We start from the raw sequence: 12,880 nt of genomic DNA, 5'->3' as shown, positions 1-12,880 counted from the left end.
CGAAGTTAGCGGCCGCCACTGACAGCGTCATGGGTGCGCAGGAAGGCCGCGAGCCCTGGCAGGTCATCGGTGTTGATCCAGTCGGCGCCCGCCGCCAGGAGTTCACCCCACACCGCGTCCCTGGCCGGGCCGGGCGCGTCCGGCGTGGCCCAGAACCTCCCCCAGCCTCCGGCCGGGGGTGCCCCCAGGTCTGCCCGGCCGCGTGCGCGCGGGCCGTGAGGTCGTGCAGCGCCTCCCGTTCGGCGGCCGGGATCGGTCCGGTGCCCTGCCAGCGGAAGGAGTTGTTCCAGTTGCCGCTGATGAGCGGCATGAAGGAGGCGGGCGCCGGGCCGCCCAGGTCCTCGATCCTGCCGTCGTAGAAGGCCCACCGGACGGCTTCGGCCTCCATCGGGGCGCGCGCCGCCCGGTCCCCGGAGACGACAGCGGTGACCGCCCCGCGCCGTACCCGCCCGGCGGCGGTGGCGGAGCCGAGGATCGACCGGTACGGGCGCAGCGCCCGGGACAGCGCGCGGTAGGTGGGCTCGCCCGCGGTCTTGAGATCGATGAGGAGTTGCAGGGAGCGGCGGGGCGCGGAGCGGTACACCGAGCCGCCGTTGACGCGGATGCGGGCGGCGAGCGGATCGAGGTAGAGGGACTGGAGGGTGCGCGCCGGATCGAGGTCGATCTCGTCGTGGGCGACCAGGAGCTGACCGCCCACCAGCCAGATGTCGGCCTCGACACTGGCGAAACCGTGGTCGAGGGCGTCGTGGAGCGGGCGGGGGTGCTCGTAATCTCCCCCGGACTTCGTCCGGGAGGTACCCCCATGGCGTGGGCGCGGCGCGCGAAGGGGGGTTCGGCGGGCGGGGTGGGACGGGCACCGGTGAGGACGGGGACGGCGAGCGCGCCGGCGGTGGCGGTGAGGGCGAGCCGCCTGCTGGGATGGGCCACGGTTCCTCCAGGACGCGGGGGGTACGGCCTGGCTGAGTATCGTGCGCAGGAGGCAGCGGTGACAGGGTCCGCGGCGGAGTTCGACGAGCCTTCCCCGGTTGTTTCCCGGCTGTGGTACGTGGCGTACGGCTCCAATACGCACCGGGCGCGGCTGGACGCGTATCTGCGGGGCGGGCGCTCGGCGGACGGGGGCGACCGGACGTACCCGGGCTGCCGGGATCCGCGCCCGCCGGAGCGCACCGTGGGCGTCATGCTGCCGGGGGCGCTGTACTTCGCCACCACGTCACCGGTGTGGGGCGGCGGCCGGGCCTTCTACGATCCGGCGGTGGCGGGGGAGATCCCGGCGCGCGCCTATCTGCTGACGGCGGGCCAGTTCTCGGACATCGCGCATCAGGAGATGTTCCGCGCGCCGGGGACGGATCTGGACCTGCGCCGGGTACTGCGGCACGGCCGGGACCGGCTCGGTCCTGGACGGTACGAGACGCTGGTGCGGGCCGGGACGCGCGACGGGCTGCCGCTGCTGACGTTCACGGCGCCGTGGGGGCTGCACGAGGTGCCGCCGGTGGCGCCGACGGGGCCGTATCTGCGGCAGCTGGGCTCGGGCATCGCCGAGGCGCACGGCTGGCCGGTGGCGCGTGTGGCGCGCTTTCTGGCGTCCTGCCCGGGGGCGGCCGGGCACTGGTCCGCGCCGGAGGTGGAGGCGGTGCTGCCGGGCGGTCAGTGACCGGTGCCGGCGCTCTGGGACGCCTCCTTGGCCTGCGGTCTGATCTGGTCGGCGGTCAGCGCGTAGCCGGTGTCGGCATCGGTGGAGGAGCGGGCGAAGACCATGCCGTAGACCTTGCCGTCCGAGGTGAGGAGCGGGCCGCCGGAGTTCCCGGGGCGGACGTTGGCCCGCAGCGTGTAGACGTCGCGGGTGACGACGTTGGTGCCGTAGATGTCCTGGCCGCGGGCGTCGGTGCGGCCGGCGACGGTGGCGCCCCGGAGGTCCAGGCCCTGGTTCTCGGGGTAGCCGGCCACCACCGCCTTGTCGCCGCGCTTGGCCTCCCCGGCGAAGTCGAGGGCGGGGGCGGTGAGTCCGCTCACCTGGAGGACGGCGACGTCGGTCTCGGGGTCGAAGAGGACCACATCGGCGCCCTGGGCGGCGCCCGAGCCGCCGACCTGCACGGTCTGGGTGATGGCGCCCTCCACGACATGGGCGTTGGTCATCACCAGTCCGTCGTCGAAGACGAAGCCGCTGCCCTCCTGGATCTGGTCCCCCGAGGTGGCCACGATCTTGACCGTGCTGTCCTCGGCGGCCTGCTGGGCGGCGGCGGTGACCTCGTCGGCCGCCGGCACGGTGGAGGTGTCGAGGGCGGACGCGTCGCGTTCGAAGGGGTTGAAGACCCGGGGGAAGCCGGCTTCGCTGAGCGCGCCGGCGGCCCGGCTGAACCAGGTCGGCGCCTGGGCGGGCATCCGGTCCTGCACACCGGTGAGCACCCGGGACTCCCGGATCGCCTGGTTGAGCCCGGGGTAGGGGGAGCTGATCAGCGCGCTGGCGGCGATCCAGGCCACCAGCAGGACGGCGGTGGCGTTGAGGACGGCGCCGCCCGCTCCGTCGGCCCAGCGCACCGGGGTCCAGGTGAGGCCGTCGCGCAGCCGCACGGCGAGCGCCCCGGCCAGGGCCTGGCCGATGGCGGCGGGCACCAGTACCAGGAGCAGGGCGGTGAGGGTGACGGTGAGGGTGCCCGGCGCCATGTGTTCCACGGCCAGCGGCAGCAGCCACACGCCGATCGCCGCGCCGCCGACGAACCCGGCGAGGGTGATCAGGGCGGCGACCAGGCCCAGCCGGTACCCCGATATCGCGAAGGCGATCGCGGCGATCACAAGGATGACATCGAGCAGATTCACCGGGGCCCCTCTCGTCATGATGGGAAACGTGGGTGAATGCCCTGCTGGTTCCCGATGTCTTCCTTGTGAGCGTGTGTCCGCGTGACCCTGTGTCCGCGCGGGCGGTGCGCGGCGCGCGTCAGCCGAAGAGCGGCCCGGTGAAGGTGAGGCCCACCTTGTCGCCGGCGATGGCGAACAGGCCCAGCAGTGCCAGGGCGGCGCCGGCCAGCGAGATGTCCTTGAGGAACTGCGTCATCTCGTTCTGCCGGGTGCCGGGGTCGCTCTCCTTCCAGAAGGCGTGCATGAGGAACGCCGTGGGGACCAGGAAGACGACCAGCAGGAGCGCACCCAGGTCGGCCCAGATGCCGAAGGCGACGCTCAGCGCGCCGAGCAGCATGAGGATGCCGGAGCCGCGTACGAGGTTCTCTCCCGAGGGCAGGCCCTTGGATTCGACATAACCCGCCATCGCTCTGCTCTGCGACAGGTGGTTGAAAGCGGATCCGAGGAACAGCAGCGCGAAAAGAATCCGGCCGATCAGTACGAGAATATCCATGCCGAAAACCTCCAGAAAAGCGGAGGAGGAACGAGCGGGGATCGGGGATGGAACCGGGCAGCAACCACCGTATAGCGGCCCGCCGCTCTCCGCACCTTCAGCGGAAATCTTCCCCATTCTTCCGGGACTTTGTCAGGGGTGGCGTTTATGCCCGCACCGGTCGGGCATGGGCAGAAAGTGCCGTGGATGCAGGGGGGATCCCCGGGGGAATGGCTCCGCCGCAGTATCTTGCGGAAACAACAGAGAGTAGCCGGCTGACTGCCCTCGACCTCAGGGAGGTGCCATGAGCACGTCCGCACGGAGTACCCCGCACACCGCTGCCGCCCCCCGGCGGCGGCGTGGACGCCATCCGCACGACGACGCCCCCGACACCGCTCGCCAATTCGACCGCATCGCCGCCCTGCCCGACTGCCCCGAGCGGGAGGAGCTGTGCCAGGAGGTGATCTGCGCCTGGATGCCGATGGCGGGACGGCTGGCCCGCAACTTCCGCGACCGGGGCGAGGCCCTGGAAGACCTGGAGCAGGTGGCGGCCCTCGGCCTGGTCAAGGCGGTGCACCGCTACGATCCGGGGCGCGGCAGCGCCTTCGAGAGCTTCGCGGTGCCCACGATCGTCGGCGAGGTGAAACGCCACTTCCGCGACCACCTGTGGGGCGTGCACGTGCCGCGCCGCACCCAGGAACTCCGCAATCAGGTGCGGGCCGCCAGCCGCCAGCTGGAATGCCGCCCCGACGACCGGCGGCCCACCGTGGCGGAACTCGCCGAGTTCAGCGGGCTGAGCCCCGAGGAGGTCATGACCGGCCTTGAGGCGCTGGAGAGTTACAGTCCGCTGTCCCTCGACGCGGAACTCCCGGGCACGGATGACGGCTACTCCCTCAAGGACACGCTGGGGGTACCTGATCCCGGATATGACCAGGTGGTCTTCCGGGAAGCGGTCAAACCGAAACTCCGCTGTCTTCCCGAGCGGGACCAGCACATTCTGTATCTCCGTTTTTTCGACGAGTTGACACAGAGCAAGATTGCCGACCGGATGGGTATTTCCCAGATGCATGTCTCCCGGCTGCTGACCCGCATCTGTGAGCGCCTCCAGGAGGAGATCGAGGAGGACCGCGAGGAGCGGGAATGACACCCGGTTCCGCCCGTCGACCGGGCGGGGCGGCGTGCCGGGCGGGCGCATCGGCTGGAGCCCGGCAGCGCACGCTCAGGCGTCCCTGCGGCCCAGAGCCGTATCGGCCGCCAGCAGGAGCAGCACGGTGTACCCGCCGACCAGGGCCAGGGACGGCCAGGCCGCCAGGGACCCCACCGCCTCCGCCGTGGCGTCGGAGGTCTGTATCAGCTTCTCCAGCGCCGCCGTGGGCGATATGCCCGCCACCCAGCGCTGCGCGTCGCCGAACAGCGGACCGAACAGCGAGGGCAGCAGCAGCACCCCGAGCACGGTGGTCACAGCCCCCGCCGAGTGCCGTACCAGGGTGCCCACCGCGAGACCGAGCAGCCCGGCGACCGAGAAGGCACCCGCCACCCCCAACAGTGCCGGCATCGGGTCGCCCTGCGCGTACCCGTCGCCCAGCAGCGCGCCGCCCACCAGATAGGCGCAACTGACGGACGGCAGTGCCAGCAGATACAGACCGCCCGCCACCAGCACGGCCTTCGCCCCGAGCACCGTGCGCCGGCGCGGTGTCGCCGCGAAGGTGGTGCGGATCGTGCCGCTGCTGTACTCGCCGCTCATGACCAGCGCGCCCACCACCGCCGCCAGCATCAGCGCCGGAACCGTGAGCGTCAGCGCGCCGCCCAGCACCGTGTCGTCCGGCTGGAGACTCTCCGTGGCCGCGACGAACACCGCGCCGGGGACCGGCAGCACCGCCATCACCACGGTGGTCCACACCGTGGAGCGGACGCTGCGGAACTTGATCCATTCGTGGGCCAGCGCTGCCCGCATCCCCCTCACCGGTCCACTCCCCCGAACTCCACGGACGAACGCGCCATCTCCGTGTAGACGTCTTCCAGCGAGGCGCGCCGGGGCGTCAGCTCCGCCAGCGCCACGCCGTGGGCCCGCGCCAGCTCTCCGATCCGTGCCGGGGCCGGGCCCTCCACCAGCCAGCCGCCACCGGAGTCCAGCCGCACCCGTGCCCCGGGCTCGCCCTCCAGCAGGGCCCGCAGCCGCTCCGCCTCCCCCGCTCCCTCGCCCGCCCGCACCACGGTGTGGGCCCGCGAGTTGGCCTCGATGAACTCCCGCACCGAGGTGTCCGCGAGCAGCCTCCCGCGCCCGATCACGATCAGATGGTCCGCCGTCAGCTCCATCTCGCTCATGAGATGGCTGGACAGGAACACCGTGCGCCCTTCCGCCGCCAGCGACTTCATCAGGTCCCGGATCCACCGGATGCCCTCGGTGTCGAGCCCGTTGACCGGCTCGTCCAGGAGGAGGGTCCGCGGATCACCCAGCAGCGCCGCCGCGATGCCCAGCCGCTGCCCCATGCCCAGGGAGAACCCACGGGTTCTGCGCCGGGCCGTGGCCGCGTCCAGGCCGGCCATCTCCAGCACCTCGTCCACCCGCCGGCGCGGGATGCCGTTGCTCGCGGCCAGCCCTGCCAGATGTGCGTACGCCGACCGGCCGCCGTGCACCCCCTTGGCGTCCAGCAACGAGCCGATGTCCCTTAACGGCGCGGGCAGTTCGCGGTAGGCGCGGCCCGCGATCAGCACACTGCCCGCCGTGGGCGCGTCCAGGCCCAGCATCATCCGCATCGTCGTCGACTTGCCCGCCCCGTTCGGGCCGAGAAAGCCGGTCACCCGGCCCGGCCGCACCGTGAAGGTCAGTCCCTCCACGGCCGTCCGCGCTCCGTATCGCTTGGTCAGCTCCCGTACCTCGATCATGTCCCCGACGCTACGAGCGACCGGGTACCCCCCGAATCCGCCCGCGGGAGTCGGCCGCTACTCCCGCCGGAGTATTCAGCGGGCCGGCCGCCGCTCGCGGCCCGCCCCGGCCGTGACCAGGCCCGTTTCGTAGGCCAGCACCACCAGTTGCGCGCGGTCGCGCACGCCGAGCTTGGTCATGGCCCGGCTGACGTGGGTCTTCGCGGTCAGCGGCGACATGAACAGCCGGGCGCCGATGTCCGCGTTGCTCAGTCCGGCCGCCACCAGCGACACCACCTCGCGCTCCCGCTCGGTCAGCACCGCCAGCCGCCGTTCCGCGTCCACCGGGCGGGCCGTCCGCAGCCGGGCGAACTCCTCGATCACCCGGCGGGTCACCGAGGCCGCCAGCAGGCTGTGCCCCTGCGCCACCGTGCGGATCGCCTCCCGCAGCCGCTCCGGCTCGATGTCCTTCAGCAAGAACCCCGCCGCGCCCGACCGCAGCGCCTCGAAGACGTACTCGTCCACCTCGAAGGTGGTCAGCACCAGCACCCGTACGGCGTCCAGCGCGGGGTCGGCGGCGATGTGCCGGATCGCCTCGAGACCGTCCATGCGGGGCATCCGGATGTCCATCAGCACCACATCGGGCCGGGTGGTGCGCACCGCCGCCAGGGCTTGCGCGCCGTCCGCCGCCTCGGCCACCACCACCAGGTCCCCGGTCAGGTCGAGCAGCGCCCGGAACCCGGCGCGCACCACCGGCTGGTCGTCGGCCAGCACGACCCGCACCCGGCTGCCGTCGTTCATCACGTCTCCCCGGTGTTCGTGGCGACGGCGGTGGCAGGGGTGCCGCACGGATGGACCGGCAGCACGGCCCGGACCCGGAAGCCGCCGTCCGGGGTCGGGCCGCAGGCGATACTGCCACCGACGGTGGCGGCCCTTTCCCGCATGCCGAGCAGCCCGAAACCGCCTACGGCCTCCCCCGCCCGGCCGCCGCCCGCCGCCGGCGGACCCTCGTCCACCACCTCGACGGTCAGCGGCCCGGCGCCGCCCTCACCCGAACGGTGGATCCACACGCCCGCCGTGCGCGCCGCCGAGTGCTTGACCACGTTGGTCAGCGCCTCCTGCACGATCCGGTAGGCCGCCAGCTCCACCACCGTGGGCAGCGCGGCCCCGGCCCCCGATCCGTCGCGCAGGGTGACCCGCAGCCGGTCACCCGACATCCGCGCGATCAGCTCCTCCAGCTGCGACAGCCGCGGTGTGGGCGCCGTCGGCGGCGGCCCGCCGTCCGCGCCGGGGCCACCGCCGGGACCGTCCTCGCGCAGCACCGCCACCGTGGCGCTCAGCTCGCGCACCGCCTCGCGCCCCGAGGCGCGCACCTGCCGCAGCGCGCCGCGCGCCACCTCGGGTCTGTGGTCCAGGGCGTCCAGGGCGACCGCGGCCTGGACGGTCATCGCGGAGACGGTGTGGGCGACGATGTCGTGCAACTCGCGTGCGATGCGTACCCGTTCCTCGCGCACCCGGCGGTCCGCCTCCCGCTCCCGCTCCCGCTCGGCGTGCCGGGCCCGTTCGGCGTAGTGGGCGGTCAGCTCGCGCCGCCCCCGCACCGCCTCGCCGAGCAGCAGCGGCACCAGCGGCACCGCCAGCTCAAGTACGGGCGAGGGCACGGCGTTGCCCGCCTCGCGCCCGGCGAGCACCGCCGCCGCCCCGGACAGCAGCGCGGCCACCACCGCGACCCGCACCGTACGGCCGCGGTGCCCCGAGACCGCCACGAAGTACAGACTCACCATGAACGGCAGGTTCAGCAGCTCGCCGATGTGCCCGTACAGCGTCCAGGTGAGGGAGCCGGCGCCGGTCACCACCGCCGAGAACAGCGGCAGCACACGGTGCGCCAGCAGGCCGGCCACGGACAGGGCCAGCACCAGCCAGCTGAACCGGTCGGGCTCGCCCGACCCCGGCACATCGGCGGCCAGGTCCGCCGTCGTGACGCAGCCCACGGCCACGCTCAGCGCCACATCCCGGACCGTCAGCCGCCTCGCCACGCTCGCCACACGATTCACCGTACGGGCGCGGCCGCCCGGGCGCGTACACCAGCGGGAGTAGTTCCGGCCGGTGACGGCCCGGCCGGAACGACCGCCGTCCGCTCGCTACATGTTGATCATGTGCCCCGAGAGCCCGTGGATGGCCTCCTTGACCGCCTCGCCCAGCGTGGGGTGCGCGTGCACGTTCCGCGCCACCTCATGGACGGTCAGGTCCCACTGCTGCGCCAGGGTCAGCTCCGGAAGCAGCTCGGTCACCTCGGGGCCGATGAGGTGCGCGCCGAGCAGCTCGCCGTGCGTGTCGTCCGAGATGATCTTGACGAACCCGGTGGCCTGCCCCAGCCCGTGCGCCTTGCCGTTGGCGGTGAAGGGGAACTTCACCACCTTCACGTCCCAGCCCCGCTCCGCCGCCTGCTCCTTCGCCTGCGCCTCGGTCCAGCCGAAACTGGCGATCTGCGGCTGGCAGTAGGTGGCGCGCGGGATCATCACGTAGTCGAGCTCCATCGTCTCGGCGCCCGCGATCGTCTCGGCCGCGATGATGCCCATGGACTCGGCGGCGTGCGCCAGCATGAGCTTGGCGGTGACGTCCCCGATCGCGAAGATGTGCGGCACCGAGGTACGCAGCCGCCCGTCGACGTCGATGGCGCCGCGCTCGGTGAGCCGCACCCCGGTGTTCTCCAGCCCGTAGCCCGTCACCCGCGGCGCGAAGCCGATCGCCTGGAGCACCTTGTCGGCCTCCAGCACCTGCCGGGTGCCATCCGCGCGGGTCACGGTCACCCGCACCGGCGCGGCCGGGTCGCCGTCGTCGATCGACTCGACCCGGGTGGAGGTGAGCGCCTCGATGCCCAGCTTGCGGTACTGCCGCGCCAGCTCCTTGGAGACGTCCGCGTCCTCCAGCGGCACCAGCCGGTCCAGGAACTCCACGATCGTCACCTTGACGCCGTAGGAGGCCAGGACGTACGCGAACTCCACCCCGATCGCCCCGGCACCCGCGATGATGATGGAGCCGGGCAGCTCCGACTCCAGGATCTGCTCCTCGTAGGTGACCACGCGCTCGCTGAGGCTGGTGCCCGGCAGCAGCTTGGTGGTGGCGCCGGAGGCGATGACGCAGTGGTCGAAGGTGACGGTCTCGGTGCCGCCGGAGTTCAGCTCCACCCGCAGCGTGTGGTCGTCGGCGAAGGTGCCGCGGCCCTGGTACTCGGTGATGCCGTTCTTCTTCATCAGGTAGTGCACGCCGGCCACCCGCCCGTCGGCGACCTTGCGGCTGCGGCTGTACGCCTCGGTGTAGTCGAAGCTGACCCGGCCCTCGACCTTGATCCCGAAGGTCTGCGCCTCATGGGTGAACAGGTGGGCCAGCTCCGCGTTGCGCAGCAGGGCCTTGGAGGGGATGCACCCGACGTTCAGACAGACCCCGCCCCAGTACTTCGCCTCGATGACCGCGGTCCGCAGTCCGAGCTGGCTGGCGCGGACGGCGGCGGTGTAGCCGCCGGGTCCGGCGCCCAGGACGACGACGTCATAGTGCGTGCTCATGCGTCTCACGCTTTCTGGGTGAAGGGGTGGCTGAAGGCTGTGCCACCGACACTACGCCGCACCTACCACACGTCGCCGTCCCGCCAGTCGCAGGACAGCTCGCCGGCCAGGTCGAGCGGGATGTCGGCCGCAGGCCGTACCGGCAGGACGAACACCCCGTCGTCGTCCTCCGCCGTACGGGCCAGGCCCTCGGCCGTCAGCACGGAGGTGGGCCCCTGCCACTTCCGCCAGCCGCGCGCCGCGTAGAAGTCCCGGGCGTCCTCGGAGGAGGCGAGCGCTCCCTGGGGGCACCTCCCGGACGAAGTCTGGGGGAGTACGCGCGGCGCACGATCTCCTCCAGCGCGCGCAGCAGCGCGGCGCCGTGGCCGTGCCCGCGGTGTCCGGCACGGACCGCGACCCCTTCGAGGTACCCGGTCCGGATCGCCCGCCCGCCGTGCAGCAGCCGGCGCTGGATGACGGCGCCGTGCCCGATGAGGCGCCCGTCCGGTGTCCGGATCAGGGCGTGCAGCCCGCCCAGGGTGTGCGACCAGTCCTCGTCGGTGAAGTCGCCGTCGAACGCCTCGTCGAGGAGGGTGCGGACCGCCGTGCGGGTGTCGGCGTCCAGCTGCGCGGTGTGAACGATCTGTGGTGCGGGTGCGGCCATGGCCGTCATCCTGACAGCAGGGGGCGACTACGGCATCCGGGTTCTGGTCGGGGGCTGAAGGTGTGTCAGCGGCGGCCGTACGGTGTGGCGGCGCCAGCATCGGCGACGTGCGTCAGCGAATCCGTACATTTCAGCGAGGCGTCGCCCTCGCGGTGGTGCTCGCCGCCGCGTGTCCCTCCCCCGGGGCGGCCGCGACGCCACCGACGGTCGAGTCCCTGACCGCCGAGGTCAGGGAGCTGCGGGCGGAGGCCGCCGGCGCCACCGCCACCCACGAGCGGCTGCGAAGACGGCAGATCGACCAGCGCGCCGAGGTGGCCGAGGTGCGCGAGCGGCTGACGGCGGAGCGCGAACGGCTGGCCGCCCTGCGGGACATCGCCGGGCAGCGGGCCCGCGAGCAGTACCGCTCGGGCGGCGGCGGCACCGGGCTCGCCCAGCTGATACTGGCCGACTCCCCCGACATCTTCCTGCGCCGGGTCTCCCTGCTGGGGCGCGGCGACCACGCGGCCCGCCAGCTGCTGGAGGAGGTGCGCGACGCCGAGGCGGCACTGGCCAGGGACGAACTGCGCGCCTCCCGTACCTACACCCGCATGCGGCAGGAGGCCGAGCGGCAGCGGGAGGTGCGCGAGGAGGTCGAGCGGAGCCTCGCGGAGGCGGAGCGGCGGCTGACGGAACTGCGTGAGCTGCGCGAACGGCAGGAGGCCAGGAAGCGGCGCGCCACCGCGCAGCCCGCCGCCGCGCTGCCCGCCCTCGTTCCGGCCGGCGACTGCGCGACGCGGGTCCGCGACGCGGCCGAGCTGGCCGAACCGGCGGGCGGCGGCGCTTCCTGGGTGGCGCCCGTGGAGCGGTACACGCTGTCGGCGTCGTTCGCGCAGAACGGCGGGATGTGGTCCTCGGCCCACACCGGCCAGGACTTCGCGGTGCCCACCGGGACCCCCGTACGGGCGATCGGCTCGGGCACCGTCGTGTCGGTGAGCTGCGGAGACGCCTTCGGCAACAGTGTGATCATCGACCACGGGAACGGCTACTACAGCCAGTACGCGCATCTCTCGCTCACCGAGGTGGCGGAGGGCAGCCGCATCGCCGTCGGTCAGCGCCTGGGCCTGTCCGGCAGCACCGGGAACTCCACCGGGCCGCACCTGCACTTCGAGATCCGCCTGACCCCGTACGTCGGTTCGGCCATCGACCCGGCCCCCTGGCTGCGCGACCACGGCGTGACCCTGTGACCCGGTGACCCGGTGAGCTCGCGGTGGCACGGTGCCGTGTCACCCGTCCGCCCGCCGCGCGTCGCACACCGGGGTTTCACAGCAGCCGCTCGGCCAGCGCGTGCGCCGCGAAGACGGCCGCCGTGCCGGTGATGACGCTGACCGCCATGTTGAGGGCCGCCAGCAGCCTGGCCCCCGACTCGGCCAGCCGCAGCGTCTCGTAGGAGAAGGTGGAGTACGTCGTCATCGCCCCCATCATCCCCGTGCCCAGCAGCAGTTGCGCGGAGGAGGAGGCCGCCCCGGCCGCCGCCGCGCCGGTCAGCGCGCCGAACACCGCGCAGCCGGTCACGTTCACCGTGAGCGTGCCCCACGGAAAGAGCTGATCGTGCCGGGCCTGCACCGCACGGTCGGTCAGGTAGCGCAGCGGCGCGCCCACCATGCCGCCCACGAACACCAGGATCCAGTTCACCGGACGATCTCCACCTCGTCGACCCACGCCACCAGGGTCTCCCCCACCACGTCCCGCAGCTCCGCCACGAACGCCCGCACCCGTTCCGCCACATCCACGACGACCACCGCGACCGGCAGCTCCTCGCTCAGCGACAGCAGCCGGGTGGTGTGGATCAGCGAGGAGGCGCCGAAGCCCTCGATACCGCGGAAGACGCTCGCCCCCGCCAGCCGGGCCCGGTGCGCCCGGTGCACGATCTCGCTGTACAGCGGCCGGTGCCCGTGCAGGTCGCCCTCACCGACCAGCACGGTGAGCCGCAGCCCCGCCGTCGTTCGTTCCGGCGTTCCCGCTGCCCCCGTCACCGCCGTCGCCCCGGACGCCCCGGACGTCACGCCGGCCTCCGTCGCCGGGCCAGGACGGCGCGCGTGGAGGCCGTGCCCGCCCACACGGCGGCCATCGCCGCCGCCAGGGTCGCCACCAGATACCCCAGCGCGGGCCCCACCCGCCCCGCGTCCGTCAGGGCGCGGATGCCCTCGGCGTACGCGGAGAAGGTGGTGAAGCCGCCCAGCACGCCGGTGCCCAGGAAGGGCCGGGCCAGCGGGTGGCCGCGTTCCTCGGTGATCACCATCAGCGCCCCGATGAGGGCACACCCGAGGGCGTTGACCGCGAGAATCGTCCAGGGAAAGCCGCTCTCGGCGGGCACTTCCCACAGCCGCGTCGCGCCGTACCGTGCCGTCGCGCCCAGTCCGCCGCCCAGCGCCACGGCGAGTACCACCGTGGGCGCGGGCCCGGCGGACGGGCGCGGCGGCCTGAGCTTGTCCATGGTGGCGTCAT

At 73.0% G+C, this 12,880-nt stretch carries 13 protein-coding genes and 2 pseudogenes; 3 read left to right on the top strand and 12 right to left on the bottom strand.

Translation table 11 applies throughout. The annotated features are described in order from the left end of the window. Nucleotides 1–5 precede the first annotated feature (5 nt). Nucleotides 6–927, bottom strand: a pseudogene (locus H7827_RS16735) (phosphatidylinositol-specific phospholipase C/glycerophosphodiester phosphodiesterase family protein). A 58-nt stretch (nucleotides 928–985) separates the two neighbouring features. Here H7827_RS16735 and H7827_RS16730 point away from each other — a divergent pair. Next, nucleotides 986–1,651, top strand: coding sequence for a histone deacetylase (locus H7827_RS16730; RefSeq protein ID WP_432746213.1), 666 nt, complete (start codon nucleotides 986–988; stop codon nucleotides 1,649–1,651). Here H7827_RS16730 and H7827_RS16725 read toward each other — a convergent pair. Both H7827_RS16725 and H7827_RS16720 read right to left on the bottom strand, forming a co-directional pair. After that, on the bottom strand, nucleotides 1,645–2,814 hold the full coding sequence (locus H7827_RS16725; RefSeq protein WP_432747993.1) for a MarP family serine protease: 1,170 nt from the start codon (nucleotides 2,812–2,814) through the stop codon (nucleotides 1,645–1,647). The two genes, H7827_RS16730 and H7827_RS16725, sit on opposite strands and share 7 nt — an antisense overlap. 118 nt (nucleotides 2,815–2,932) lie before the next feature. After that, entirely contained in the window at nucleotides 2,933–3,346 is a 414-nt protein-coding gene (locus H7827_RS16720; protein WP_432746211.1) for a DoxX family protein, read from the bottom strand. A gap of 283 nt (nucleotides 3,347–3,629) precedes the next feature. Between H7827_RS16720 and H7827_RS16715 the strand changes: the two genes are divergently transcribed. Next, nucleotides 3,630–4,469: a SigB/SigF/SigG family RNA polymerase sigma factor gene (locus H7827_RS16715; protein WP_043178101.1), complete on the top strand. Its 840-nt coding sequence runs from the start codon at nucleotides 3,630–3,632 to the stop codon at nucleotides 4,467–4,469. 75 nt (nucleotides 4,470–4,544) lie between these two features. Here the strand turns inward: H7827_RS16715 and H7827_RS16710 are convergent, their stop codons facing one another. The 6 genes and pseudogenes from H7827_RS16710 to H7827_RS16685 all read right to left on the bottom strand — a co-directional run bounded on the left by H7827_RS16710 (nucleotide 4,545) and on the right by H7827_RS16685 (nucleotide 10,405). Next, nucleotides 4,545–5,279, bottom strand: a complete 735-nt coding sequence (locus H7827_RS16710; protein ID WP_432746208.1) for an ABC transporter permease subunit — start codon at nucleotides 5,277–5,279, stop codon at nucleotides 4,545–4,547. A 5-nt stretch (nucleotides 5,280–5,284) separates the two neighbouring features. Further along, nucleotides 5,285–6,211, bottom strand: a complete 927-nt coding sequence (locus H7827_RS16705) for an ATP-binding cassette domain-containing protein (protein WP_432746206.1) — start codon at nucleotides 6,209–6,211, stop codon at nucleotides 5,285–5,287. 75 nt (nucleotides 6,212–6,286) lie between these two features. Further along, complete coding sequence (locus H7827_RS16700) at nucleotides 6,287–6,991, bottom strand: response regulator (protein ID WP_432746204.1); 705 nt, start codon at nucleotides 6,989–6,991, stop codon at nucleotides 6,287–6,289. Further along, the gene (locus H7827_RS16695) at nucleotides 6,991–8,235 is read right to left on the bottom strand and encodes a sensor histidine kinase (RefSeq protein ID WP_432746202.1); all 1,245 of its coding nucleotides are present in this window, start codon (nucleotides 8,233–8,235) and stop codon (nucleotides 6,991–6,993) included. The genes H7827_RS16700 and H7827_RS16695 overlap by 1 nt, the downstream gene beginning before the upstream one ends. Nucleotides 8,236–8,331: 96 nt before the next feature. Continuing rightward, nucleotides 8,332–9,753 (bottom strand): dihydrolipoyl dehydrogenase, encoded by a 1,422-nt coding sequence (gene lpdA, locus H7827_RS16690; RefSeq protein ID WP_030735074.1) that lies wholly within the window; start codon nucleotides 9,751–9,753, stop codon nucleotides 8,332–8,334. 62 nt (nucleotides 9,754–9,815) lie between these two features. Further along, nucleotides 9,816–10,405: pseudogene (locus H7827_RS16685) on the bottom strand (GNAT family N-acetyltransferase). Between the two features lie 98 nt (nucleotides 10,406–10,503). Between H7827_RS16685 and H7827_RS16680 the strand changes: the two are divergent. Beyond that, on the top strand, nucleotides 10,504–11,619 hold the full coding sequence (locus H7827_RS16680) for a murein hydrolase activator EnvC family protein (RefSeq protein WP_432746200.1): 1,116 nt from the start codon (nucleotides 10,504–10,506) through the stop codon (nucleotides 11,617–11,619). Nucleotides 11,620–11,695: 76 nt separating this feature from the next. Here the strand turns inward: H7827_RS16680 and crcB are convergent, their stop codons facing one another. From crcB to H7827_RS16665, 3 genes are read right to left on the bottom strand one after another with little or no spacing between them, the layout of a single operon-like run. Next, nucleotides 11,696–12,067, bottom strand: a complete 372-nt coding sequence (gene crcB / locus H7827_RS16675; RefSeq protein ID WP_432746198.1) for a fluoride efflux transporter CrcB — start codon at nucleotides 12,065–12,067, stop codon at nucleotides 11,696–11,698. Next, nucleotides 12,064–12,438, bottom strand: a complete 375-nt coding sequence (locus H7827_RS16670) for a DUF190 domain-containing protein (RefSeq protein ID WP_386532179.1) — start codon at nucleotides 12,436–12,438, stop codon at nucleotides 12,064–12,066. The genes crcB and H7827_RS16670 overlap by 4 nt, the downstream gene beginning before the upstream one ends. Further along, entirely contained in the window at nucleotides 12,435–12,869 is a 435-nt protein-coding gene (locus H7827_RS16665) for a fluoride efflux transporter FluC (protein ID WP_432746196.1), read from the bottom strand. Before H7827_RS16665 ends, H7827_RS16670 begins: the two co-directional genes overlap by 4 nt. Nucleotides 12,870–12,880 lie beyond the last annotated feature (11 nt).

Origin of the sequence: Streptomyces sp. JH002 (genome assembly GCF_050916115.1) — a bacterium.
Taxonomy (GTDB): Bacteria; Actinomycetota; Actinomycetes; order Streptomycetales; family Streptomycetaceae; genus Streptomyces; species Streptomyces xiamenensis.
Note: the sequence above shows the minus strand (reverse complement) of the source record. Positions and strands in the feature narration are given on the sequence as shown.